The sequence below is a fragment of the Nocardia araoensis NBRC 100135 genome, assembly GCF_000308435.1.
GTDB lineage: Bacteria > Actinomycetota > Actinomycetes > Mycobacteriales > Mycobacteriaceae > Nocardia > Nocardia araoensis.
This window is the reverse complement of record NZ_BAFR01000352.1, coordinates 97,074-120,698: the sequence shown is the minus strand read 5'-3', so window position 1 is coordinate 120,698 and position 23,625 is coordinate 97,074. Positions and strand designations below refer to the sequence as shown.

At 68.8% G+C, this 23,625-nt stretch carries 23 protein-coding genes; 7 read left to right on the top strand and 16 right to left on the bottom strand.

The window, feature by feature from the left end; genetic code table 11:
- Nucleotides 1–13: 13 nt before the first annotated feature.
- The 5 genes from ON21_RS35380 to ON21_RS35360 all read right to left on the bottom strand — a co-directional run bounded on the left by ON21_RS35380 (nucleotide 14) and on the right by ON21_RS35360 (nucleotide 4,066).
- Nucleotides 14–1,288, bottom strand: coding sequence for a cytochrome P450 (locus tag ON21_RS35380; protein WP_039805402.1), 1,275 nt, complete (start codon nucleotides 1,286–1,288; stop codon nucleotides 14–16).
- On the bottom strand, nucleotides 1,285–1,890 hold the full coding sequence (locus tag ON21_RS35375; protein ID WP_039805400.1) for a GTP-binding protein: 606 nt from the start codon (nucleotides 1,888–1,890) through the stop codon (nucleotides 1,285–1,287). The genes ON21_RS35380 and ON21_RS35375 overlap by 4 nt, the downstream gene beginning before the upstream one ends.
- On the bottom strand, nucleotides 1,865–2,215 hold the full coding sequence (locus ON21_RS35370; RefSeq protein ID WP_039805398.1) for a DUF742 domain-containing protein: 351 nt from the start codon (nucleotides 2,213–2,215) through the stop codon (nucleotides 1,865–1,867). Before ON21_RS35370 ends, ON21_RS35375 begins: the two co-directional genes overlap by 26 nt.
- 73 nt (nucleotides 2,216–2,288) lie before the next feature.
- A complete protein-coding gene (locus ON21_RS35365; protein ID WP_039805396.1) occupies nucleotides 2,289–2,714 on the bottom strand; it encodes a roadblock/LC7 domain-containing protein in 426 nt (141 codons plus the stop codon).
- Nucleotides 2,714–4,066, bottom strand: a complete 1,353-nt coding sequence (locus ON21_RS35360) for an ATP-binding protein (RefSeq protein WP_245562869.1) — start codon at nucleotides 4,064–4,066, stop codon at nucleotides 2,714–2,716. The genes ON21_RS35365 and ON21_RS35360 overlap by 1 nt, the downstream gene beginning before the upstream one ends.
- A gap of 648 nt (nucleotides 4,067–4,714) precedes the next feature.
- Here ON21_RS35360 and ON21_RS35355 point away from each other — a divergent pair.
- The gene (locus ON21_RS35355) at nucleotides 4,715–5,146 is read left to right on the top strand and encodes a type II toxin-antitoxin system Rv0910 family toxin (RefSeq protein ID WP_039805393.1); all 432 of its coding nucleotides are present in this window, start codon (nucleotides 4,715–4,717) and stop codon (nucleotides 5,144–5,146) included.
- A 9-nt stretch (nucleotides 5,147–5,155) separates the two neighbouring features.
- Here ON21_RS35355 and ON21_RS35350 read toward each other — a convergent pair whose 3' ends face one another.
- Entirely contained in the window at nucleotides 5,156–5,872 is a 717-nt protein-coding gene (locus tag ON21_RS35350; protein WP_039805392.1) for an SDR family NAD(P)-dependent oxidoreductase, read from the bottom strand.
- Nucleotides 5,873–5,956: 84 nt separating this feature from the next.
- Here ON21_RS35350 and ON21_RS35345 point away from each other — a divergent pair, with 84 nt between their 5' ends.
- Both ON21_RS35345 and ON21_RS35340 read left to right on the top strand, forming a co-directional pair.
- Complete coding sequence (locus tag ON21_RS35345; protein ID WP_039805391.1) at nucleotides 5,957–6,511, top strand: TetR/AcrR family transcriptional regulator; 555 nt, start codon at nucleotides 5,957–5,959, stop codon at nucleotides 6,509–6,511.
- A 19-nt stretch (nucleotides 6,512–6,530) separates the two neighbouring features.
- The gene (locus tag ON21_RS35340) at nucleotides 6,531–7,349 is read left to right on the top strand and encodes an alpha/beta fold hydrolase (protein WP_039805390.1); all 819 of its coding nucleotides are present in this window, start codon (nucleotides 6,531–6,533) and stop codon (nucleotides 7,347–7,349) included.
- A 75-nt stretch (nucleotides 7,350–7,424) separates the two neighbouring features.
- Here the strand turns inward: ON21_RS35340 and ON21_RS35335 are convergent, their stop codons facing one another.
- Both ON21_RS35335 and dapA read right to left on the bottom strand, forming a co-directional pair.
- A complete protein-coding gene (locus ON21_RS35335; RefSeq protein ID WP_039805389.1) occupies nucleotides 7,425–8,963 on the bottom strand; it encodes a DHA2 family efflux MFS transporter permease subunit in 1,539 nt (512 codons plus the stop codon).
- Nucleotides 8,964–8,999: 36 nt separating this feature from the next.
- Nucleotides 9,000–9,896, bottom strand: a complete 897-nt coding sequence (gene dapA, locus ON21_RS35330; RefSeq protein WP_039805388.1) for a 4-hydroxy-tetrahydrodipicolinate synthase — start codon at nucleotides 9,894–9,896, stop codon at nucleotides 9,000–9,002.
- A 71-nt stretch (nucleotides 9,897–9,967) separates the two neighbouring features.
- On the opposite strand from dapA, the gene ON21_RS35325 reads away from it, so the two are divergent.
- Nucleotides 9,968–10,843 (top strand): LysR family transcriptional regulator, encoded by an 876-nt coding sequence (locus ON21_RS35325; RefSeq protein ID WP_039805387.1) that lies wholly within the window; start codon nucleotides 9,968–9,970, stop codon nucleotides 10,841–10,843.
- Nucleotides 10,844–10,848: 5 nt separating this feature from the next.
- Here the strand turns inward: ON21_RS35325 and ON21_RS35320 are convergent, their stop codons facing one another.
- A complete protein-coding gene (locus ON21_RS35320) occupies nucleotides 10,849–11,505 on the bottom strand; it encodes an EthD domain-containing protein (protein ID WP_039805386.1) in 657 nt (218 codons plus the stop codon).
- Between the two features lie 112 nt (nucleotides 11,506–11,617).
- Between ON21_RS35320 and ON21_RS35315 the strand changes: the two genes are divergently transcribed.
- Complete coding sequence (locus ON21_RS35315; protein ID WP_051021812.1) at nucleotides 11,618–13,093, top strand: MFS transporter; 1,476 nt, start codon at nucleotides 11,618–11,620, stop codon at nucleotides 13,091–13,093.
- Here the strand turns inward: ON21_RS35315 and ON21_RS35310 are convergent.
- Nucleotides 13,072–13,407, bottom strand: a complete 336-nt coding sequence (locus ON21_RS35310; protein ID WP_039805385.1) for a hypothetical protein — start codon at nucleotides 13,405–13,407, stop codon at nucleotides 13,072–13,074. The two genes, ON21_RS35315 and ON21_RS35310, sit on opposite strands and share 22 nt — an antisense overlap.
- 371 nt (nucleotides 13,408–13,778) lie before the next feature.
- Entirely contained in the window at nucleotides 13,779–13,937 is a 159-nt protein-coding gene (locus ON21_RS39175; protein ID WP_157171179.1) for a hypothetical protein, read from the bottom strand.
- Nucleotides 13,938–13,994: 57 nt separating this feature from the next.
- On the opposite strand from ON21_RS39175, the gene ON21_RS39170 reads away from it, so the two are divergent.
- Nucleotides 13,995–14,264, top strand: coding sequence for a hypothetical protein (locus ON21_RS39170; RefSeq protein WP_157171178.1), 270 nt, complete (start codon nucleotides 13,995–13,997; stop codon nucleotides 14,262–14,264).
- 307 nt (nucleotides 14,265–14,571) lie between these two features.
- The gene (locus tag ON21_RS36440; RefSeq protein WP_051021811.1) at nucleotides 14,572–15,669 is read left to right on the top strand and encodes an Rv2629 family ribosome hibernation factor; all 1,098 of its coding nucleotides are present in this window, start codon (nucleotides 14,572–14,574) and stop codon (nucleotides 15,667–15,669) included.
- A gap of 4 nt (nucleotides 15,670–15,673) precedes the next feature.
- On the opposite strand, the gene ON21_RS35295 is transcribed toward ON21_RS36440, so the two are convergent.
- The 5 genes from ON21_RS35295 to ON21_RS35275 all read right to left on the bottom strand — a co-directional run bounded on the left by ON21_RS35295 (nucleotide 15,674) and on the right by ON21_RS35275 (nucleotide 23,619).
- The gene (locus ON21_RS35295; protein WP_051021810.1) at nucleotides 15,674–16,360 is read right to left on the bottom strand and encodes a PAS and ANTAR domain-containing protein; all 687 of its coding nucleotides are present in this window, start codon (nucleotides 16,358–16,360) and stop codon (nucleotides 15,674–15,676) included.
- A gap of 357 nt (nucleotides 16,361–16,717) precedes the next feature.
- On the bottom strand, nucleotides 16,718–16,969 hold the full coding sequence (locus tag ON21_RS35290) for a S1 RNA-binding domain-containing protein (protein WP_039805383.1): 252 nt from the start codon (nucleotides 16,967–16,969) through the stop codon (nucleotides 16,718–16,720).
- Between the two features lie 88 nt (nucleotides 16,970–17,057).
- A complete protein-coding gene (locus ON21_RS35285; protein WP_157171177.1) occupies nucleotides 17,058–18,641 on the bottom strand; it encodes a carboxylesterase/lipase family protein in 1,584 nt (527 codons plus the stop codon).
- Between the two features lie 434 nt (nucleotides 18,642–19,075).
- On the bottom strand, nucleotides 19,076–23,356 hold the full coding sequence (locus ON21_RS35280) for a type I polyketide synthase (protein WP_039805382.1): 4,281 nt from the start codon (nucleotides 23,354–23,356) through the stop codon (nucleotides 19,076–19,078).
- The gene (locus ON21_RS35275; RefSeq protein ID WP_039805381.1) at nucleotides 23,353–23,619 is read right to left on the bottom strand and encodes an acyl carrier protein; all 267 of its coding nucleotides are present in this window, start codon (nucleotides 23,617–23,619) and stop codon (nucleotides 23,353–23,355) included. The genes ON21_RS35280 and ON21_RS35275 overlap by 4 nt, the downstream gene beginning before the upstream one ends.
- Nucleotides 23,620–23,625 lie beyond the last annotated feature (6 nt).

Genomic DNA, 23,625 nt, shown 5'->3' with positions numbered 1-23,625 from the left:
CGGACGCTTCTCCTTACGCCATGTTCAACGGAGGGGATTTGGGGAAGACGACCGGCAGAGCCGCCAACGCCCGGTGGAATGGGCCGGGCCGCCAGACCACTTGGTCCGCGGGCACGGCCAGCTGCATCTCGGGGAGAGCATCGAGGAGCTGGTCGATGGCTTCTTGCACGACCACGGACGCGACGGACTTCGCGGGGCAGGCGTGTGGTCCGACCGCCCACGCCAGGTGCGAGCGATTGCCGGTGCGGTCACCACCGCCGCGGATCGCCGGATCGTTGTTGCACGCCGCCAGGCTGACCAGCACCGGCTGGTGCGCGGGCAACCAGACGTTGTCGATCAGGATGGGCTGGCGCGGGTAGGTGATGCAGAAGTTCGCCATCGGCGGGTCGTTGAACAACACCTCGTCCAGCGCGTCCCGCGTCGACAGCGCGCCGCCGAGCATGTCGCCGCCGAAACGATCGTCGGTGAGCATCAGCAGCAGGGTGTTGGTGATCAGGTTCTGCTGCGGCTCGATCCCGGCGCCGTAGAGGCTGATCAGGTTCGACAACAGCTCTTCGTCGTTGAGGCCGGCCGAGTGATGGACCAAGCGAGAGGTCACGTCGTCGCCCGGCTCCGCGCGGCGCTGCTGGATCAGCTCCATCAGCGCCTCGGACAGCATCTGCATGCCCTTGGCAGCCTCGACGGTGTCGAACAACATCGCCATGCCGGTGGCGACCCGCTGCCCCAGTTCCGTCGAACAACCGACGATCCGGTTGAGCACTTCGAACACGAGCGGGAACGCGTACTGTGTGACCAGATCGGCGGACCCGGTCTGGCAGAAGGTGTTGATCAGCGGAACGGCGATGCGTTCCACCATCGAGTGCACTTCGTGCAGATCGATGGCGTCGATGCTCGCTACGTACGCACCCCGGTAGCGGGCATGCGCGGCGCCGCTGTTACGCAGCGCGTTCGGGTACCACTCCATCATGGGACGGATGGGCGAGTCCTCGGGGATGTTCTTCTGCCAGACGCGCGGATCGGCGGGGAAGTGCTCGGGATCGTTGAGGATCCGCACGGCTTCCTGATAGCCGATCACCAGCGTGGCGGGCACCCCTGGCGACAGTTCGATCGGGACCAACGAACCGTGGCGCCTGCGCATTTCCCGGTAGATCCCGTGGGGGTCGGCCGCGAATCCGTCGGAATAGAGCGGGATTCTGGGACCGTCGGTGTCGATCGGCGATCCGTGTGCGACCGGGCAGGCGCCGCTGGATAGGTGCGCGGGGTGGGTCGAGGACTGTGGCGTGGTCAAATGCGAGACTCCAAACGGTGGAACAAGAATTCGACTAGCGTGATCAGCGAACGCAGGCACGTGCCTCGGTCACGGGCGTCCAGCGACGTCAGCGGGGTGCCGGGTTCCAGGTCGAGGGCATCGCGTACTTCGTCGAGCGGGTAGGGCCTTGCGCCTTCGAACTGGTTGACGGCCACCGAATACGGGACGCCGCGCTCCTCCAGCACCGAGAGCACCTCGTCGGACTTCTCGATGCGGCGGGTGTCCACCAGCACGAGCGCGCCGAGCGCACCGCGGGCCAGCTCCTCCCACAAGGGGACGAAACGCTGCTGGCCCGGAGTGCCGAACAGGTAGAGCGCCAGTTTGGGACTGAGCGTGATGCGGCCGAAGTCCATCGCGACCGTGGTCTGCGACTTTCCCGGCAGCCCCGCCATGTCGTCGACGCCGACGCTGGCTTCGGTGATGGTCTCCTCGGTGCGCAGCGGTTTGATCTCCGAGACGCTGCTCACGAACGTGGTCTTGCCGACACCGAAGTTGCCGGCCACCAGCAGTTTCACCGAGCGGGTCACGGTCTCCGGCACGTAATCGACAGCGCGATCAGACGGCGAGAGCACGGAGCCCATTGAGTACCTCCTCCAGCAGAGCGATCTCCGGCAGGGACTCGGCCGGGGTGGGGGTGACCAGGTGCCCGCCGTCCATGAGATCGGACGCGACGATCTTCACGACGGACGGCGGAAGGTCGAGGTACGCCGCGATCTCCGCGATCGACAGCGCACCCCGACGGCTGCACAGGGCCATGACCCGGCGCGCATCGGGTGACGCGCCGGGGAGTGGATCTTTGGCGGTCAGGACCAAAGTAACCAGGTCCAGCTCGCGAGTGGGGCGCGTACGCCCTCCGGTGCGCACATAAGCCCGGACCAGGTCCGGATCGCGCCGCGGCTTGCTCATGACGGCACCTCGCTCTCGCTCGGCTCCGTGCTGCCCAGCGGCGCAGTACCTCTGACTCGCTCGCTGCGCTCGATCATGGCATTTCGCTGCCGTCAACGCGCCTGCGCGGCTGGCTGCCGAGCTCACGTCCGACCCGGCCTGCCAGCTCGTTCATCCGGTGGGCGACGAGGCCCACGTCGATGTCGTTGGTGGTCGCAACGCCGAGCAGCGCGCCCTCGCCCGCCGCGGTGATGAGGATCATCCCCTGGTCGTACTCGGTCATGTTCTGCCGCACGCCATTCGTGGCGTCGCCACAGAATTCGCCGAGCGCCTTACCGAGCGAACGCAGGCCGGAGGCCGCGGCGGCGAAGCGTTCCGCCTCGTCGCGGGCGATCCCCGTGGAGTGCGCGATCCGCAGGCCGTCGTCGGACAGCAACACCGAGAACCGCACACCCGTGATGCTGAGATCTTCGAGTAGCCAGCCCAGTTTGTTGCTGCTGTCGGTCACGGGTGTGGCCATCAGGATGTCATCCCTTCCGTGTCATCAGATGCGGCGGCGCGGCCGCTCTTGGAGCCGGTATGCCAAGCTGCGGCGACCTCGGGGCGAGCGAGACCGGGTTCGGTGCGCGGCCCGACCGGGGCGAGCGCGACCGTCCTGCGTCGCCGCTTGGGTAGCCCGCCGCTGGTGATCTCACTCACCGACAGCGACGGCTCGTTCTCGCCGGGCTGTTCGCTCGGCGCGTCCTGCGCGGGAACCGTGGCCGGCTCCGGTTTTGCCTCGGTCACGGGCGCGACCTCCTGGACGTTCTGCGGGGTGACCAGCAGCGACTCCGGGATGTAGACCATCGCGCGCATGCCGCCGTAGACGTTCGGGCCGTCGATGTAGACGGTGAAACCGTAGCGACGGGCCAGCGCGGCGATACCCGGGAAGCCGACCTTCGGCGACGGGCCGAGCTGGTGGATGTCGACAGGCCGCTCGTGCGCGAGCACCTGGCGGGCTTCCTCCATCTGCTCGGCGTTCATGCGCACGCCCGCGTCATCGATGATGACGGTGACGCCGTGGTGACCCTCCTGGAAATTGACGTCCACGTAGGAGGTCGGCGGCGAGTACCGCAACGCGTTGTCCAGCAGGGTCGCCAGCGTGTGCACGAGCGGTTCCACCGCGCGGCTGATCACAACGCGGTCGAGCTGGTTCGGCCGCACCCGCAGGTATTCCCGGACACGGCCGATGGCGCCGCCGACCACGTCGGTCAGCGTCTGCGCGGGCCAGCGGCGGCCGGGCAGACCACCGCAGACGATCACGTAGGACTGCGCCTGACGGATCATCTGCTGCACCGTGTGGTCGATGCGGGTGAGGGTTTCGTACACGGCGTCGTCGCGATGCTCGCGCAGCGCGGCGCTCACCACCTGGCTGACGTCCGCGCCGAGGCTGACCACGGAGGTGCCGAACGAGCGGACCGCGGCACTGGTCGCCTGGCGCGACGCGGCAGCGACCTCGCCGCGCGCGGCCTCCTCGGCCGCCTTGATCGCCTGCTGCGCTTCGTTGTTGGTCAGGTCCCTGGTCTCCGAGCGCATCAGGCTCAGATCATCGGCGTACCGCTCGGAGATCCACCGCAGGATCTGCGCGAGCCGTGAATTCTCCATGCCCGCCTGGACTTCGACCGGGGGCACCTGCGACTCGAACCGGCGGATCGACTCGGCCACCGCGGGTAGCGTGGTGGCGGCGAACCGCTCGAGCGTGTCCTCCGTCGCGCGCTGTTCCCTGGCCAGAGCCTCGACCTTGGCCCGCTGAGCCCTGGCATACTGCACTGCGTACAACGCCCCCGCTACGGCGATCACCAAAGCGGCGGCGAGGATCCATGAAAGCACCACGGCGATATCTTGATTCATCAGTTCTTTCGTCGTTGACTGGTCTCGAGGAATCGGCCCATTGCCATCCTGCTTCGCTCGCCTTCCCTCGCCTGCCGACCATGAACGGACCGGTCGGTGGGGTCCGCGTCGGAGTACCGGAAACCCCGCGACGGCACCGGCGCTCATGGAGAGCGCCTACCGCACAGTGCCCGCAGGACAGGCGATTACATGTCAATCGCCGACCGCCCGGATCGTGTCCGAACGGTAACCAGAACCCGACCATTCGCACATTAGCAGCATTCCAACGAAGTCTCTGCCGATCCCATCGACACTTTCCGGATTCCCGGAAGTGGGACGATAGGTGCCGCAGATCGCGACATAGCTGCGCAATAATGTTGGGCTGCCGTGCAACCCGTGGACCATTTGTCCTGCGTACCGGCCCGCGGGGCGGGCCAGCACCGGAATCGGCGGTGGCCGCGCAGTGGAGGGCGACGCCCGCGGCGGCAGGCCCGAGCAGGCGGAATGGGCGTTCGCTGACGCATCAACAAATGTATTGGCGGGTGCCCGAATACGATTCCGCAAGGTTGCGTTCACCTGGGCGCCGCGAGGCCGCCCGAACCCGCCGCCCTCGCGACCGAGCCGACCATCGCAGCCGGATACCATGCGCCCATGGCAAAGCTGAAGGTCTCGGTCGACGTTCCGATCTCGCCCGAGGAGGCCTGGACGCACACCTCCAACCTCGCCGAACTCGACAAATGGCTGACCATGCACGAAGCGTGGCGCGGCGAGGTTCCCGCCGAATTGACCGTCGGCACCCAGCTGGTCGGCATCGCCTCGGTGAAGGGCCTGCGCAACCGGGTGACCTGGACCGTGCGCGCCGCCGAGCCGCCGAGCCGCCTGCAACTCACCGGCGCGGGCAAAGGCGGCACCAAACTGGGGTTGCAACTGCTCGTCGCCCCGAAGGGCTCCGGTTCGGAGGTCACCGTCGACATCGAACTCGGCGGCGCGCCGCTGTTCGGCCCGATCGGTTCCGGTGTGGCCCGCGCCGTCAAGGGCGATATCGAACGTTCCCTGGACCGCTTCATCGCCCTGTACGGCTGACCTCGGCCGTCACCCGCCGAAGGCGTCGAAGATCGTCTCGGCGCGGTCGCGGGTGCGGTACATGCCCCACGCGGTCTCCGCCAAGTCGTCCGGATCGAGCGTGTGGCCGTCCGGACTGCCGAAGCGCGCCGGGTCGGCGGTGACCATCGCGTGGATGTCCCCGCGCTCGACGAGGCCGCCGATGGTGAGCGTGCCCGCATAGAGACCGCGCTCGGCCAATGCCGCGTTCAGGGTGAGCGCGTAGTTGCGCAGTGCGGCGGCGGCGAGGGCGAGGTGGCCGAGCATGGGCATCGGGCGGACGCTGGAGAGCCCGCCGGCGAAGAGCAATGCGCCTTTCCCACGCTCGAGCATGCCCGGCAACACGTCGCTCACCACGTCGACCGCGGGCCACACCCACTCGAACGCCGATCGCGCCGTCGCCGCGTCGATGTCGGTGATCGGCACGGGCTGCTGCGTCGGGCCCGGTCCGTAATAGACCATTCCGATCGGACCCTCCCTGCGGATGTCGCCGAGTATCGCGCCGAGCCGCGACCGGTCGGTGACGTCCGCGACGTGAGCGGTCGCGTCCACCCCGCGCTCCGCCAGGTCCGCGAGGTATCCGGCGTGCCGTGCATCGCTGCGCGAGATCAGCGCGACGCGGAACCCTTCCCGTCCGAAGCGCCGGGCCATCGACATCCCCAGGCCGGGCCCGACACCGACGATTACTGCTGTTCCCCGATCTGCCATGCGTTCTCCTTAATTTGAGGCCCCCCTCGATTTATTACCGTACCACGAAGTCGAGGCCTGCCTCAGATTCGGTAGGATGATCGCGTGACCAAACCGCTGCGCCGGGACGCCGCTCGCAATCGCGAAAATTTGCTGCGGGCAGCGGCCGAGGTGTTCACCGAACAGGGCCTCGACGGCTCGCTGGAGGAGATCGCGCGGCGCGCCTGCGTCAGCATCGGGACGCTGTACAACCACTTCCCCACCCGCGACACCCTGATCGATGCCCTCCTGCCGCCCCGGCTGGCCGCGGTGGACGAGATCGCCGCCCGCGCGGCGGCCGAACCCGACGCGTGGACGGCATTCACCGGATTCGTGGAAGACCTGCTCGGCAGGCTCACCGCCGACCGCGGACTGCTCGAGGCGTTCACCGGGGATCATCCAGCGGCGGCTCAGCTGGCGCAGGCCTGCCATCGTGGGATGTCGCACCTGTCGGCGGTGCTCACGCGGGTCCGGGATACCGGCGCGTTGCGCGCCGACGCGACCGACGAGGATGTCGTCAACTTGGTGTGGGCCCTGTCGCTACTCGGCGAGACCACCGGCTCGCCGTCGTGGCGGCGCGGCATGGAGATCGTCTTCGACGGGCTTCGCAGCGATCGCTGAACGGAAGGATTTCGCACAGGTGCCCTACGCAACGGCGGCCGACGGCGTTCGCCTCGCCTATCAAGTGACGGGCACGGGCAGCCCGCTGGTACTGCTCGCCGGGCAGGCCAACAGCCATCACTGGTGGGACGGCATCCGCGCGGACTTCGAGACCGGGTATCGCACCATCACGCTCGACTGGCGCGGTACCGGCGACAGCGACAAACCCGACGAGGTCTACAGCACCGAGGGTTTCGCCGACGACGTGGTCGCCGTCCTCGACGACTCGGGCGTACGGCGGGCCGCCGTCTACGGCACGTCGATGGGCGGGCGGGTGGCCCAGTGGCTGGCCGCGCGCCATCCGGATCGGGTGCACACCCTGGTGCTCGGCTGCACGTCCCCCGGCGGGAAGCACGCTTTCGAACGGGGTCCGGAAGTCAGGAGGGCGCTCGCGCAGCGGGACCCAGCGGCCGCACGACAGGCTCTGCTGGAATTGATGTACACCCCAGCTCGGCTGGCGAGCACCTCCGGCCCGTACAACACGCTCGGCGACCCGGCCATGCCCGCCTATGCGAAGCGCAGGCATCTGTACGCGAGCAACAAGCACGACGCCTGGGATGCGCTGCCGGACATCCGGGTTCCCACTCTGGTGGTGCACGGCACGGAGGACCGCTTCAATCCCGCCGCCAACGCTCCCCTGCTGGTCGAGCGCATCCCCGACGCGCGACTGCATCTGATCGAGGGCGCACGGCACGCGTACTTCGACGAGTTCCGCTCGGTGGCGAGCCCGGCCGTCCTGGCGTTCCTCGACGAGGCGCGGCCTCGGCCCACCGCAGGCCTTGCCCACGGCAACAAATAGGGGCCGCGGCGGCATCCGCCCGACCCCTACAGCGGTAGGTCCCGGGATCGGCAGGCGATCCCGGGACGAGTACCGCTAGGCGTGCACGACCGTCGCCGCGTCGGCCGCCTCCGGGTTCTTCGGCTTCGTGCGCGGCAGGAAGGACGCCGGGATCAAGGTGAGCACGATCAGCACCAGCGCCACCACGTAGGTGTGACTGAACGCTTCCGCGGCCTGCTGCAAACCGGTTTCGACGGCCCCCGGCGGAAGCTGGCCCGCCAGGCTGGGATCGAAGTTCGCCGCGATGGCCGGACGCGCCAGCGGCTGGTTGTTCAGCAGGTTGGTCAGCACCACCGACATCGTCGCCGTGCCGATGGAGCCCGCGGTCTGGTTGACGATGTTCATCAGCGTCGACCCGCGCGCCACCTGCTGGTGGGTCAGGGTCTGGATCGCCGCGGTCATGATCGGCATCATGGTGCAGCCCATGCCGAGGCCCATCACGAACAGCGCGCCGATCATGGGGAGATACGAGCTGTCCGCGTCGAGCTGGACGAAGTAGGCCGTCCCGATCGAGATCAGTGTGATACCGACCAGCACGATCTTGCCAGGGCCGATCTTGTCCACGAAACGGCCCGCGATCGGCATGCTGAGCATCGCGCCGATGCCCTGCGGCGCGATCAGCAGACCGGCTTGCAGCGCCGACTCACCGCGCACCTGTTGCAAGTAGGTCGGCAGCAGCAGGCCCGCTCCGAAGAACGCGATGGCGAACAGCACCATCGTGAGCACCGCGAAGGTGAGCGCGCGGTTGCGGAACAGGTGCAGATCGATCAGCGGGTGCTCGGTGCGCAGCGCGTGGAACACGAACGCGACCATCAGCAGCGCGCCGATGGCGGCCGGGATCAGCACCCGCGCCGCGAGCACGGTCCCCTGCTCCGGGATGGAGGAGACGCCGAACAGGAACAGCGCCAGGCCGGGTGAGGCCAGCAGCATGCCGATGAAGTCGAACGACTCGGACGGCTCCGGCTTGTCGCTGGGCAGCACGATGAACGCCAGCGTCAAGGCGATCACGCCGATCGGCAGGTTGATCAAGAAGATCCAGTGCCAGCTGAAGTTCTCGATCAGCCAGCCACCCAGGATCGGCCCGCCGATCGGGCCGAGCAGCATCGGTACGCCGAGCACCGCCATGACCCGTCCGACCCGCTGCGGGCCGGCCGCGTGGGTCATGATCGTCATGCCCAGCGGCATCAGCATGCCGCCGCCGAGGCCCTGGATCACGCGGAACGCGATCAGCGATTCGATGTTCCAGGCCGTGCTGCACAGCAAGGAGCCGAGCACGAAGAACGTCAGGGCCATGATGTACAGCCGCTTGGTGCCGAAGCGGTCGGCCGCCCATCCGGTCAGCGGGATCACGGTGGCCAGCGCCAGCGTGTACCCGGTCATGGTCCACGCCGCGATGGCGTAGCTCGTGTCGAACTCGCGCTGGAAGGTCGGGATCGCGACGCTGACGACGGTGATGTCGAGAATCGACATGATCGCGCCGAGCACCACGACGCCGGCGACCCTGAAGACGGCCGCGTCGAGTTTGTCGGTCGTCGGGTCGGGCCCAGCCGCCTGGGTATCCGGAGGTTGTGTCACCGCTTAAGCGTGGCACCTTCCCGGCCGCAATACCAGTCATTGCCGATTCCCCACGCCGGAAAATTCCGCCAGCGCGGACAACGCCGCCCGGGTGGCGGTCTCGCTCGCGGGCAGCAACGGCAACCGTACCGCAGGACTCGGGATGCGGCCCTGCGCCGCGAGCACCGCCTTGATCACCGCGGGATTGGGTTCGGCGAACAGCGCGGCCGACAAAACCGCGAGCCGGTGACCGAGTGACCGGGCCACATCGACCGGACCGGTGCGCCACGCGCCGACCATCCGCGCGAACGACGACGTGTGCACGGCGGCCGAGGCCGCGATCGCGCCCGAAGCGCCGAGAGCCAGCAGCGGCGCGGCGAACACATCGTCACCCGCCAGCACGGCGAACTCCGCGGGCCGCGCGGCCATCAGCGCGACGGTGGCCTCGTCGACGGCGCCGACGGCGTGCTTCAGACCCACGACATTGGGCAGGCCGGCCAGCGCCAGCAGGGTCGCGGTTCCGAGGGAAAGTCCGGTCCGATAGGGGATGTGGTAGATGATCAGCGGCACGGGAGAGGCGGCCGCGAGTTCGCGGAAATGGGCGAGCACGCCCGCCTCGGAAGGTCGCGTGTAGTACGGGACCACGGTCAGCGCCGCCGCGCCGCGTGGATCGAGACCGGCGAGGGCTTCGACGGAAGCCGCCGTCGAGTTCGATCCGGCGCCGACGATCAGCGGCGCGTCGCGTTCCCGGCAGACGCGCGCGCAGACGGCGATCACTTCCGCCCGCTCGGCGGCGGTCAGGGTCGCGGGTTCCCCGGTGGTGCCGAGCGCGACGATGCCCGTCGCGCCGTCGTCGAGCACCTCGCGGGCCAGCCGCTCCAGCGCGTCGGCGGCGAGCGCGCCGTCGGCCGTGAACGGGGTTACCAGAGGGACGAAAAGACCGGCGAGTGTCATGACGATCAGCCTGGCCCCTCGAAATCATCAGATCCAGTTCACATTTCTGCCGCTGACCATAAGGTCAACTTATGCTCGACGTCCGCAAACTCCGCCTGCTGCGGGAACTGGCGCACCGCGAAACCATCGCGGCGGTCGCGGAGGCCCTCGCCTACACCCCCTCGGCGGTCTCCCAGCAACTCGCCGCACTGGAGCGGGAAGCGGGCGTGCCACTGCTGACGCGCACCGGCCGACGAGTGACGCTGACTCCGGCGGCCGTGGCCCTCGTCGAACACACCGAGCGGGTTCTCGCGGTGCTGGAGCAGGCGACCGCCGAGCTCGCCGCGATCCGCACCGAACTCACCGGAACCCTGCGCATCGGGGCGTTTCCCACCGCGGTGCGGACCATCCTCTCCCCCGCGCTCGTCGCACTGAGCCGTGCGCATCCCCGGCTGGAGTTGCGCGTGACCGAACTGGATCCGGCGCTTGCGCCCGACGCGTTGCGCGCCGAGACCCTGGATGTCGCGCTGATCCAGGAGTACGACTACGCGCCGGTGCCCGCGGATCCCGCCTTGCGGAGCGAGCCGCTGTTCGAGGAGATCGTCCATCTCGCCGCGCGCACCGCCGAACCGCTCGCCGCGCACCGTGAAAGCCCTTGGATCGCAGGCACTCCCGGTACGCTGTGCCACACGATGACGGTGCGCGCTTGTGAGGCGGCTGGCTTCACGCCCCGGATCCGGCATCACGCCGACGACTTCGGCACGGTCCTCGCGCTCGTGGCCGCGGGTCAAGGCGTCGCCTTGGTCCCGGAATTCGGGACGCGGGATTGCCCACCGGGCGTCACTCTCGGTGCCCTGCCGATGCGACGGCGCACGCACCTCGCCTATCGGCGCGGCGCGGGCGAGCATCCCGCCGTCCGCGCCGCGCGCGTCGCGCTGCGCGAATCGGCGGGCCGCTCCGGCCACTGACCCGCTCAGCGCAACCGATACCGGCTGGTGGGAACGACATCCAGGTTCCGGTCGCCGCCGAACGTCGCGACGCTGCCCATCAGACGGTCGATGCGGCGCGCCAGTTCCGCCCCGTCACCACCGCTGCCGTAGAACGCGTGCGGATCGGTCAGCGCCTCGATGGGGAACAGCTCCTCCACGATCCCGGCGATGTCCGGCGCACCGGCCGTGGCCGGCCCGGTCACGACGTTCTGCACGTAGCCGAAGGTCGCCTGGGTCTCGATGGCGACGGCGGTGTGGTGGTTGCGCCAGCGATCCAGCCACGCGGCATGCGACAGATCGGCCGGCTTGCGCAGGAAAGCGACGTTCGACAGGCCCGGCGCACGCTCGAGCACGGCGGTGACCGGCGGCGGGATCGGCGTCGCCTCCTCGACATGCCAGCCTTCCACCCGCTCGGCCACCGCGCTCAGCACCCGTTCGGCATCCTCCACGCGCGGCCCGTCGGTCCACCAGATGCCGACGACGGCCTGCACCGGCGTGTCGAACGTCGTGAGGCGGAGCATCGCCGTCTCGACCGCCGCGTCGGAAATGTTCGCCTGCACCGCGGCGGCCCCGGCCAAGCGTGGCGCGAAGTCCGCCGCGAGCAGGTCACCAACGCCCCACAGCGCAAAAATGCTCTTCATCGGCAGGCCACTTTCTAGAACACGTTTCACTCGCGTCCGAGCCTAGCCCACCGGCACGGTTGGCCGCCGCGGCCCGGGGTATCCGACCGTCAGCTTGCGAAGGTGGTGACCCGTGCGGACCATATCGACCGACATCCCGGCCAGGCTGGATCGCCTGCCCTGGTCGCGGTGGCATTGGATGATCGTGATCGGACTGGGGTCGGTGTGGATCCTCGACGGGCTGGAAGTGACCGTCGTCGGCAGCGTGGCCGCCCGGCTGTCGCAACCGGGCAGCGGCCTGGCCATCACGGCCGCACAGGTGTCCGGTGTCGCGGCGGCGATGTACGTGGCGGGCGCGGGCTCGGGCGCCCTCTTCTTCGGTTGGCTGACCGACAGGTTCGGCCGCAAGAAACTCTTCTTGGTCACGCTGGCGGTCTACCTTTTCGCGACCGCCATGACGGCGTTGTCGTTCTCGATGTGGTGGTTCGTCTTGTTCCGCTTCCTCACCGGCTTCGGCATCGGCGGCGAATACGCGGCGATCAACTCCGCGATCGACGAGCTGATCCCCAAGCAGTACCGCGGACGCATCGACATCGTCATCAACGGCACCTATTGGCTCGGCGCGGTCGGCGGCGCGTTACTGTCCATCGTCGCGCTGAACACGGATCTGTTCCCGCCGAACGTGGGCTGGCGCTTGACCTTCGCGCTCGGTGCCGTGTTCGGCGTGATCATCCTGCTGGTGCGCAGGCATGTGCCGGAGAGTCCGCGCTGGCAGTTCATCCATGGTCACGAGGACGACGCGCAGCGGTCGGTCACCGCGATCGAGGCGCGCGTGCGGGACGACACGGGCGCCGCGCTCGCCGACGTCTCCGAGCATCGGATCCGGATCCGGCAGCGGCGGAGCATCTCCTTCCGGGAGATCGCGGCGGTGATGGTGCGGCACTATCCCCGGCGCAGCGTGCTCGGGTTGGCGCTGTTCATCGGGCAGGCGTTCCTCTACAACGCCATCACGTTCAACTACGCGCTCATCCTGTCCAGATCGTTCGGCATCCAGGACGACCGGGTCGGCTATTACTTCGCGATCCTCTGTTTCGGCAACTTCCTCGGCCCGCTACTGCTGGGCAGGCTGTTCGACACGATCGGGCGCAAGCCGATGATCGCGGGCAGTTACCTCGGTTCGGCCGTGCTGTTGCTCGCCACCGCATGGCTTTTCGCGGCGGGCCACCTGACCGCGACGACGCTCACCGCCTGCTGGACCGCGGTGCTGTTCGTCGCATCGTGCGGCGCCAGCGCGGCGTATCTGACCGTCAGCGAGATCTTTCCGATGGAGACCCGCGCCATGGCCATCGCGTTCTTCTACGCGATCGGGACCGTCGCGGGCGGCGTCGCGGGACCGTTGGTGTTCGCCGGGCTGACCGCGGACGGCGAGCCGGGCAAGACAGCCCTGGCGTTCACCATCGGCGCGCTCGCCATGTTCGCGGCCGGCCTGGTGGAACTGGCCTATGGGGTGCGGGCCGAAGGGCGCTCGCTGGAGGAATTGGCCGAGCCACTCAGCGCGACACCCGAGCGGGCGCGCGTCGAAGCCGGTCAGCCGCCACCGAGCGGATAGGGACGACACCGCGGATCGTCGTTCGCGGTGGCCCGGCCGCACCCGTAGATCATCACGGGTTCGGTGTTGGTCGAGGGATCCCAGATCTGGTCCACACTCAGCAAGCCCACCCACTTCTCGTGCGCCACCCGGCCCACGTGGGCGCCCTCACTGACCGAGAAGTCCAGCACGCCACTGCTGGATTCGATCACCGGCTGCCGGGGCAGGTCACGCAGCGCGGCCCACACCGTCGCCGCGCTGATCGGAATCGGCTCGGTCCACACGCCGGAGACGGCCGGGGCCAGCGCTACGCGGCGGCGGGAACCGTGCGGCAACCATGCGAATCGCAGGACGGACCTGCCCCGGAATTCGCGGGGCGATCATGGGCGAGACGAGTCGCAACCTTCTCGGGAAGTCGAGCGGAACTCGAAACGAGTCTTCGATTTCGCATGCCGCAATATGTGAATGTTGCGTAAATGCCCGGAGTTTTCGGTGAACTCGGCGCGGCCGCTGTTCACGGCACGAACTGGATTCGTCATCACCACGTGTGTTCGGCTATGGCGCGGAAACATCTGCGCAACCCTTATCGCGCGCAGCGTGTAAAACCGCTCACCGCCCGTAATTACGCACCGTCGGCGATACCGTGGAGGGCCGGCCCGCGGCGGCCGGCCTTCCGCGCCTTGCGGATCCGCGATCCTGCGGCTCGTCAGTTGTGCCGCGGATCGGCGGTCGAGGCGTGCGGCCGGGTGATCCGGCGATGCGCCATGACTTCGGCCCACCAACTGCTCAGCGGGCTGGGGTCGGGCCATACGATCCGATCTCGTTCTTCATCGTCCGCGACGGGCGCTTCGGGTTTCTCGATCACGATGACGTTCCTCTGCGCTGGTGCACGTCGCCGTGCACATACTTGCGGAGAGCCCTCGTGTTCGTGCGCGCCGGTGGTTTCGCGGCAAAGCGCGTCGAATCGGCTGAACATCGAGCAGCGCGGGTTCCTCGCCCCTTTTATCGGATGACCGCGCTGTCGATCCGATACATCCAACACTTACCACAGGAAACCTGGAACAAACCGCTCTTTTCGGTTTACGATCCGGACACCAAGCGGTCGCTTGTTTATATTTTTACGGCGCTGAACAGTGGAAATAGCGGATCGACCGGCTTTCTTACACGAAACCGAAAAAGCGCCGGGTGGTGAAACACACGCAGCCCGCTTCTCGCCCTCACCCGCCCGAGCGGCCTCGGACGCGCGGGCGCACCGCCGCGGAGCGCGGTTCCACAACTCGTGCGACAGTCCGCACGCACGCGGAACACGCCGCGCCGGCGCACCTGCGTCCGCTGATTCGCCTCGACACGCCCGGGTACCCGCCGACTGTGGTTCACCGAACCGAAGCCGTCGGCACACACGACGAAGTCACCCAGGCGCCGAGGCCCGCGGCGCGGGTGGGCGCCGATGGTGGCGACACCCCCGGCGCGGGCGTTCGTGGCCAGGGAGATCCAGGTGAATGATGGCCGACCTACGCCGGATAATTCGGAAGCGCGGGCCTTTCGCCTCGGTCTGCTTCGACAGTTCCCACGACACCGAAGACGCGGCCCGCGACACCGAGCTGCACTGGCGCTCGATCGACGCCGAACTGGACCGCAGCGGAGCCCGGCCGCGCATCCGGCGGTTGCTCGCGCAGGCGATCGAACTGCATCCGCCGGCGCCAGGGCGGTGCGGCAGGCTGCTCATCGCCGACGAGACCGAGGTGCTCGCCGACGAACGCCTGCCGAGCCCGCCCGACACCGAGACCGTCCGGGTGTCGCCCTTGCCCTACCTGCTGCCCCTGATCGAAGCGCAAGCGGAGAAAGTACCCCATGTCGTCGCCCTTGTCGGCCGGGTGGGCTCGGAGCTGTACTCACTCGACGGCCACAGCAGCGAAGCGACGCAAACCCTCCCCAGCGCCGGCCATCCGGTGCTACAGCCTCGGCGCGACGACTGGTCGCACCGCACGATCCGGCAGCGGATCGAGGACACGACGCGACGCAACGTCCTCGAGTTCGCCGGCGAGCTGGACCGGCTGGCCGAGACCGTGCACGCGGAGGTCGTCGTGCTCGCCGGAGAAGCCCGGGCTCGTGCGGAGCTGCGGGCGGTGTTCGAAGCGAAGGGCAGGGACGTCGTCGACGCCGAATCCGGCACGCTGACACCGGGTTCGGACCCCGAGGCGCTCGACGCGGAAGTCCGCGCGATCCTGCACCGGGTGGCGGCGCAGCGGCGCCGCAGGCTCCTCGACCGCTTCGCCGCCGAGATCGAGCGTCCGGACGGCCTGGCGGTGGCCGGGCTGGCCGCGACCACGAGCGCGTTGCGCGCCGCCACCGTGGAGCGGCTGCTGCTCGACCGCGCGGCACTGGGCGACCGTTCGGTGCTGGCGGGATCCGCTCCGAACCCCCTGATCGGCCCGGCCACGAACGGCTCGGCCGGTGAGATGCGCCGCGCCGACGAGGCCCTTCCGGTGGCCGCCGTGGCGATCGGGGCCGAGATCGTCCTGGTCGACGCGGCGGCAGGCCTGCGCGACGGGGTCGGCGCCGTGCTGCGCGGCGCAGAGGGCCGATCGGCGCCGTAGGGCCTCACGACTTCGGCACACGCTCGTGCAACGTGAGCAGCATGTGGTCGAAGGAGGTCTGCACCGCGGGCGGAGCCGGGGGCAAGCGGTCGATCTCGGCGATCAGCTGTGCGGCCAGGTCGCGCAATTTGACGTTGGTCTCCTGGGAACGCCACTGCAACACGTGGAACGCCTGGTCGGCGTTGATCCGGTAGACCCGCATCAGCACGCCTTTGGCCTGCTCGATCACCGCGCGTGATTCGACGAGCCGCGGCAGCGTGTCGTCGAGCAGGTCCTGGCGTTCCTCGGCGATGGTTGCCGTCAGGTCGACGTAGTAGCCCGCGGTGCCGACCACGGTGCCGTTCTTGTCGGTCATGGTGTCGCCCAGCACCAGCACGTGGTGCGGCACTCCGGCGGTGTCGATGATGCGATGACGGCTGCAGAACGGTTCGGCGTTGCGCACCGACTTCTCGATCGCCTCGGCGACATGATCCCGGTCCTCGGGGTGCTTGTGCGCGAGCAGCAACTCGGTCGTCGGAGTCACCGCGTCGGGCTCGTAGCCGTGCATCGCCGCGACCTCGTCCGACCACTCCCACCGCTGATCGGCGAACCAGAACCGGAAGCTTCCGGTGGCCTGCGGGGCCCCGGCGCCGACCACCCTGGCTACCGCGCCTTCGGCCGTGTCCACGATTCGGTCGCCGGGTCCTTCCATCGCGTCAGTATGCTCCTACCTGCAGCGTCTCACCGTGATCTCGGCGATCGAAGCGGACATCCCGACCGCACGGTGACAACATCATCCTATTCCCGCCGGAGCCGGTTCCCGGCTGTCTCGCCCCACCGATCCGGTGCAGGCTGTGCCGGATGTCGCGGGACGGCGATCGAGGCCGCGAATCGCTCGAACCAGCCCTCGGCGAACTGGACAGCCGGATGCGGACCCACGCGGCATCGTGGACCCGATCGCGACCGACGGGACCGCGGGGCCGATCCACCGCGAGCGCTTCGCCGGCCGGATAGTCTTGGGATCGTGCCGGGGCAGGTGGAGTCTGCCCCGGCACGCCCGTGCCGAGCGCTATTCAGCGTGCGCCAAGGCGACCCGCTGCTTCTCGGTATCGATATCGAGAACGCGCACCGTCAGAGTGGCACCGACCTGCGGTTCGGTGGACCACTCGGTTCGGTGCAGCAATCCGTGGATGCCCGGAGCGACCTCCAAGAACGCGCCGAACGGCACGATCTGCACGACGGTGGCCTCGAGAACCCCGCCCCGATTGTGGGCTGCGACGAATTCCGGCCATCCGCGCTGCGGTGATTCCGAATGGGACATGTATTCACCTCCTTCCGACGTCCCTGTAGTGACATGGGATTCGTGAAGAAGGCGGTCCGAAGCGTGATCACCGGCGCGGGCGAGGCGATCAGCGGTTGATCTCCTCCCAGAACGCGCAATCGTGCCTGGCCGGGAAATCCTCCGTCATGAAACTGCCGGTCGCCCGCATGAGCAGAGCGGCTCCATCGAGCTCGGTCGACTCCGGCCATGGCTGCCATTCGGGCGAACCAGGCGCGTTCGGGTCACCGGTGTGGGCGAACGCGGTCCACCATCGTTGCATCTGCGCGGCGAAGACGGCGGACGCACCGGTCCAGGGAATCGGCAAGCCCATGAATCTGGTGAGCAGATAGTAGAGCTCGGCGGAGTGGAACGCGCCGGGCAGAACCGGAGCGGCGTTTCCGAGCGGCGCCTGATCGAATTCGTACTGCCACAGCGGATGCCCGGCATCGCGCGCCGTTCGGCTGGTGGACAACGTCGGACAGGCGAGCTCGCTGTCGGTGATCACCGCGCTCTGGGCAGCTGCCGGGGAGGGGAATCGGTCCAGCGGATATCGGGCCAGGACGCGGTCGGCGTCGGCGCCGAAGGACTGGCGCACGAAATGTTCGTAGCTCGCCGCGTCCGGGATGTGGCCGCGGGCATAGTCGGTTTCGGCGATGATCAGCCCGCCTTCCGCGCTGGTGGTCCCGATCATGACCGGCGCCTTCCTGGCGTCCCCCACCAAGCCTGCGTCGAGCGTTCGAGTGATGACGACGCCGTCGATGCTGGGAAACCAGATGGGATTCTGTCCTTCGGATCGGGCGCTCGGCGCGTCCAGGAGTGTCGTTACCGGCAGCGCGCGCAGGCAGGCCAGACGGGTTGCGGCATCGCGGCATCCGACGCTGTCCGCGTAGCGCGCCGAGCGCGCGAAAGCGTCCTGCGGATCGCTGGGGGCAAGCGGCGCTTGTGCGCAGGGACCGCTTTGGATGATCGCCTTGGCGAACAGGGCATCGGAACCGGGTGCGGCGAAGTGTGTGCAGACGCTCACGGCGCCCGCCGACTCGCCGAAGATCGTGACATTGCCCGGATCGCCACCGAAGACCTGCGCGTTGTCGCGCACCCACCGCAGTGCGGCTTGCTGGTCCATGATGGCGACCGTTCCGGTGGCGCCGCCGGATTCGGCGGTCAGTTCCGGTAGCGCCATGAAGCCGAACGGACCGAGGCGGTAATTGGGGATGGCCACGATGACGTCGCCGTCGGCGACCATCCGGGTGGGCCCGTCGTATTCGCTGTTGGAGCCGTCGAGATAGCCGCCGCCGTGGAAGAACACCATGATGGGCCGCGCGCGGTCGCGGGCGCCGTCCGGCGCGTATATGTCGATGGTCAGGCAGTCTTCGCCGGTGGGGCCGAGCGGCGGTATGCCGGGCAGGTATCCCGCCTGCGGACACTGCGGTCCGTGGTCGCGCGCAGGGCGCACACCGGGCCACGGCGATACGGGGCGCGGCGGCGCGAACCGCGCTTCGCCTCCGGTGGGCGCGGCGAACGGGATGCCCAGGTATTCGACGATCCCGTCGACGGCGCGGCCGGAGATCTCGCCGCCGGTCACGAACACCTCCAGCGGCGCCGCGACCACGGGCGCCGGAGTGCCCGCGAACCACATGCCTGCGGCGACCGTCAGCGCGGTCGCGGTTCGCACGATCGAGCGAATCATGGCGGTCCACTACCTCCGATGCGAGCGCTGCGGTCGGCGGCGAGGCAGGCGGCCTCGTGCACCGCGGTAGCCGGCATCGATCGGCTCGGGGGCACCGTGCACTCCGGGATCGGAACCGACCGGTCGCACGCGGCAAGAGCCGAATCACGCTGAAACCTTCACCTGGCAGTCACACGCCCAACGGCGCCGTTGCCCTCTCGGCAGACTGTGCTCGAACCCGCACCTCGGTAGCGGACACCGTGCCCGGCCCTCATCGTCCGCCCGCCCCACAATGTCGCCGCTACCGACTCGAGCTGGGCGATCGCACCTCGGCTGATGCTACAGCGGTCCGGTGCGCATCGCGGTGCACGACGCAGACGTCGCTGGACGCCGTGCACTCGTGGCCGCCATCGGGGCAGACCGACAGGGTGAGTCGCGCGTCAATTCTCGGCGAGCAAGGCCAGCTCCTCGGCGAGGATTTTGATCGTGTCGCGGATCTGGTCTTCGGTGTGGCAGGCGGTGACGAAGAACCGCAGGCGCGCCAGATTCTCCGGCACCGCCGGGTACAGGATCGGGTTGACGTTCACGCCGCGGCGCAGCAGCGCGTTCGACAGTTTCAGCGTCTTCAGCGAGTCGCCGACGATGCACGGGACGATCGGTGACTCGTGACTGTCGCCGGTGTCGATTCCCGCCTCCCGGGCCAGGCACAGGAACAGCCGGGAGTTGCGGCGCAGGCGTTCCAGCGGTTCGCCGTCGGATCGCAACTGCCGGATCGCCGCGACCGAGGCGGCGGCGTTCATCGGCGTCATGCCGACGCTGTAGACGAATCCCGGAGCGGTGTATTTCAGGAATCGGATCAGCTCCGCGCTGCCCGCGACATACCCGCCGCATCCGGCGAGCGCCTTCGACATCGTTCCGGACCACAATTCGACGTCGTCGCGATCGACGCCGAAGTGTTCGCCGATGCCCCCGCCGCCCGCGCCGAGCACCCCGATGCTGTGCGCCTCGTCGATCATCAACAGCGCGTTGTGCTTCTTCTTGACCGCGATGATCGCAGGCAGGTCGGGGATGTCGCCGTCCTGGCTGTAGACGCCTTCGATCAGGATCAGTACCCGCCGGTACCGGTGACGCATCGCGGTGAGCAGGTCGTCGAGTGCGGCGTGGTCGTTGTGCGGGAACGGGCGTCGGGTCGCGCCCGACAGCTTGCAGCCCTGCACGATGCTGTCGTGCGCGAGGCTGTCGTGGATCACCAGGTCCTCCGGTCCGGCCAGGTGTCCGATGATCGTGACGTTCGTGGAGTGGCCGCCGACCAGCGCGATGGCGTCCTCGGTACCGAGCAGGCCCGCGAGTTCTGCTTCGAGTTCGCGGTGCACCGGTTTCTCGCCGGAGAGGATCCGGCTGGCCGAACACGAGCTGCCGTAGCGGGCCACGGCGTCCTGCACGGCGGCGACGACCGCCGGATGACCGGACATCCCCAGGTAGTTGTAGCTGGAGAAGTTGAGCACCGGCGCGCCGTCGACGACGGAGGTGTCGCGGGTGATGCCGTCGTTGATCAAGAAATAGGGATTGGACAGGCCGAGCGCTTCGACGCGGGAGACCTGGTCGGCGATCGCCTTGACCTCGGCGAAGTCGGAGATCCGGTACTCCGGTTCGACGACCGTGTGCGGGGGTTCGGGTGGCTCGGCGGACACGGCTGCCGCATCCCGCGGCGGGATGGGCTCAGCCGTCGATGTCGCGATATGCGTGACGACGTCACCGAGCGTCGTCGTGGGCGTGAATCGGGCCGGGTCGATGGTCGCTGCGGGCAGCTTGCGAACCAGCGCGGCGATCAGGTCGGTCAGCATCAGGGAGTCGAATCCGAGGTCGGCACCGATGGTTTGCGCATCGCGGAGCCGATCGGCCGGGAATCCGCTGACTCTGGCGAATTCCGTGCGAACGACGGCCGCCACCGCTTCCGGTGCGGGCGGCGGGTTCCCAGTGGTGTTCGGCACCGGGATCCGCAGCGGCGTCACCGTCGGCTCCGCCACGGATGCGGCGCCCGCCCGCTGCGCACCGACCAGACTCGCCAGTACGGCGTTCTGTTCCCGGAAGAGTGCGATCACCTGGTCCATGGAGGTTTCCTCGGCTTGCGTGGACTGCGTGGGAGTGGTGCACGGTTCGACCCAGAACCGCTGGTCGGTGCGGAATTCGTAGCCGGGCAGCCTGCGGCGGACGCGCTGCCCGGGTTCGTAGAGCCGGTCCCAGTCGGGGTCGAGTCCGTCGCGGTAGAGCGCGGCGACGACGCCCGCCAATTCACCGCCGGTCGCGCCGGGACCCGGACTGGGCGTCAGGCAGCGCGGCGCCAGATCCGGGCGGATGCGGCCCACGAGTGCGGCGAGGACGCGGCGCGGCCCGATCTCGATCACATGGCTCGGCTCGGTGCCGAGTGCGGCCTCGGCCGCCTCGCCGAAGCGGACCGTCGCGCGAAGGTGTTCGGTCCAGTAGGCGGCGTCCATCGTCTCGTTCGCTTCGAGCAGGCGGCCACGCACGGTCGAGTAGAGCGGCAGAACCGGCGTGCGGTACGCGCATGCGCGGGCGACCGCGCCGAATTGCTCCACCATGGGTTCCATCAGCGGGCTGTGGAAAGCGTGCGACACGGTGAGCGGTTTAGTTTCGATCCCACGCGCCGCCAGCGCCTCCCGGATCCGGCCGATCGTCCGGGCGGCCCCGGACAGCACGATCTCTTCCGGGCCGTTGACGGCGGCGATGGCGACATTCGTCCGGCCGACGATCATTCCGGCGACTTCGGCCGCACCCGCCCGCACCGCGAGCATCGCACCGCCCTCCGGCAACTGTCGCATCAACTCGCCTCGTGCGACAACGAGACGGCACGCGTCGTCCAGGTCGAACACGCCTGCCACCGCCGCCGCCGCGAACTCGCCGATGCTGTGCCCGATCACCCAATCCGGACGGACACCGGCGCGCGCGAGCGACTCGGCCAAGGCGTACTCCATCGCGAAGATCGCCGGTTGCGCCAAGTCGGTGCGGTCGATGCCGATGTGCTCCTCGAGCATCAGCTCGCGCACCGACCGGCCGAGATGGGCCGCCATGACCTGGTCGACCCGCTCCAGCGAGCGTCGGAACAGCGGGCTCGCCGCGTCCAGCGCGCGTGCCATGCCCGCGAATTGCGAGCCTTGGCCGGTGCACATCCAGCCGACGCCGACCGGTCCCGCCACCCCGGTTTCCACACCGTCGCGCAGCCGCGCGACCGCGGCGTCACGGTCGTCCGCGGCGATGGCGAACCGGGTGCGTCCGGAGGCCTTGACCTGGTTGCTCGTCCAGCAGACCTGCGCGAACTGCTCGGGCGGGCAGGCCGCCAGAGCATCGGCCAGGCGACAGGCGTTGCGCCGCAAGCCTTCCGCGTCGTTCGCCGACACCGTGAGCACTCCCCCACCGGGACTCCCGGACGTGTCGGCGGCGGGGGCGCTGCCCAGCACGACATGGGCGTTCGTGCCACCGAGGCCGAAACTGCTGACTCCGCCGTAGCCGGGACCGTCCAGCGGCATCGGGTCGGTGAGCAGACGCAGACCCTGCTGGGTCATCCGCAGCCGCGGATTCTCCTGATCGGCGAACCGCGACGGCGGAACGACACCGTGCCACAGGCTCAGCGCCGCCTTGATCAAGCCCGCGACGCCTGCCGCGCCCTCGGTGTGGCCGAGATTGCCTTTGATCGAACCGATTCCACATGGCCGCGGCCGGTTGTGCCCGTGCAGTCCACCCAGCGCCTTGACCTCGATCATGTCGCCGAGCACCGTTCCGGTGCCGTGCGCTTCGAGGAAATCCACCTGCTCGGGGCGTACCCCGGCGCGCTCGCACGCCTCTGCGATCACCTGCTGCTGGGCCCACCGGTTCGGCGCCGTGATGCCGTTGCTGCGCCCGTCGGAATTGACCGCGCTGCCCTTGATCACCGCGTAGATCGGCAGGCCCGCCGCCTGTGCGTCGGCGAGCCGCCGCAGCACCAGCACCGCGACGCCCTCGCCGCGCACGATCCCGTCGGCGCTGCCGCTGAAGGGCTTGCACCTGGCGTCGGGTGCGGAGAGACCGGCCTGGGTGTAGAAGACTCCGACGGCGGGGGTGAGCACGAGATTGACGCCACCGGCGACCGCCTGATCGCACTCGCCGGAAGCCAGTGCGCGGCACGCGAGATGGATCGCGACCAGCGACGACGAGCACGCCGTGTCGACCGCGACACTGGGTCCTCTCAGGTCGAACTGGTAGGACAGCCGGTTGGCGGTCATGAAGTAGCCGTTGCCGGAGCCGTGCTGCGGCGTGATCGCGGCGTAGTCGCTCATCTGCAGGTTGGCCCATTCGTTGGCCATCACCCCGACGAAGACCCCGGTTCGCGAACCCGCCTCGCCGCGCGGATCGAGCGTGGCGTCCTCGAAAGCACGCCAGGTGGCTTGCAGCAGCAATCGCTGTTGCGGATCCATCGCCTCGGCTTCACGCGGGGCGATGCCGAAGAACTCGGCGTCGAACGCGTCCGCGTCGTCGAGGAAGCCGCCGCTTCGAGTATTGACCGTGCCGGGCGCGCCGTCCGGGTCGTGGAAGTCGGCGGCGTTCCAGCGGCTCGCCGGAACCTCGGAGATCGCGTCGCGTCCACCGATCAGCAACCGCCACAGTGCGGCCGGATCGGGTGCTTGGGGGAATCGGCAGTCGAGGCCGACGACGGCGATGTCGGTCATGCGGCAAGGGTGAGTTCGGCGGCGAGGTATACGGCGATGTCGGCGATGGTGGGGTACTCGAAGACCAGCACCGGGTCGGCCTCCACTGACCAGCGCTCCTCGATTTCGCCGCACAGGCTCACCGCCGAGACGGAGTCCAGGCCCAGCTCGGCGAGCGGGACGACAGGATCCACTTCGTGGGGTGCGCGGTCGGTGTGGTCGGCCACGCGCTCCACCAGCCAATCCCGAATCGTGGTCGAACGAACGATGGTGCTGCTGAACATGTTTCG

What these genes read in the sequence shown, in the direction of transcription:
- dapA (WP_039805388.1), bottom strand. Translation starts at nt 9,896, where the DNA reads ATGACACTCGCCGGTCTTTTCGTCCCTCTGGTAACCCCGTTCACGGCC.
- ON21_RS35325 (WP_039805387.1), top strand. Translation starts at nt 9,968, where the DNA reads ATGCTCGACGTCCGCAAACTCCGCCTGCTGCGGGAACTGGCGCACCGC.
- ON21_RS35375 (WP_039805400.1), bottom strand. Translation starts at nt 1,890, where the DNA reads ATGGGCTCCGTGCTCTCGCCGTCTGATCGCGCTGTCGATTACGTGCCG.
- ON21_RS35320 (WP_039805386.1), bottom strand. Translation starts at nt 11,505, where the DNA reads ATGAAGAGCATTTTTGCGCTGTGGGGCGTTGGTGACCTGCTCGCGGCG.
- ON21_RS35295 (WP_051021810.1), bottom strand. Translation starts at nt 16,360, where the DNA reads ATGGAAGGACCCGGCGACCGAATCGTGGACACGGCCGAAGGCGCGGTA.
- ON21_RS35355 (WP_039805393.1), top strand. Translation starts at nt 4,715, where the DNA reads ATGGCAAAGCTGAAGGTCTCGGTCGACGTTCCGATCTCGCCCGAGGAG.
- ON21_RS35275 (WP_039805381.1), bottom strand. Translation starts at nt 23,619, where the DNA reads ATGTTCAGCAGCACCATCGTTCGTTCGACCACGATTCGGGATTGGCTG.
- ON21_RS35370 (WP_039805398.1), bottom strand. Translation starts at nt 2,215, where the DNA reads ATGAGCAAGCCGCGGCGCGATCCGGACCTGGTCCGGGCTTATGTGCGC.
- ON21_RS35365 (WP_039805396.1), bottom strand. Translation starts at nt 2,714, where the DNA reads ATGGCCACACCCGTGACCGACAGCAGCAACAAACTGGGCTGGCTACTC.
- ON21_RS35280 (WP_039805382.1), bottom strand. Translation starts at nt 23,356, where the DNA reads ATGACCGACATCGCCGTCGTCGGCCTCGACTGCCGATTCCCCCAAGCA.
- ON21_RS35350 (WP_039805392.1), bottom strand. Translation starts at nt 5,872, where the DNA reads ATGGCAGATCGGGGAACAGCAGTAATCGTCGGTGTCGGGCCCGGCCTG.
- ON21_RS35290 (WP_039805383.1), bottom strand. Translation starts at nt 16,969, where the DNA reads ATGTCCCATTCGGAATCACCGCAGCGCGGATGGCCGGAATTCGTCGCA.
- ON21_RS36440 (WP_051021811.1), top strand. Translation starts at nt 14,572, where the DNA reads ATGATGGCCGACCTACGCCGGATAATTCGGAAGCGCGGGCCTTTCGCC.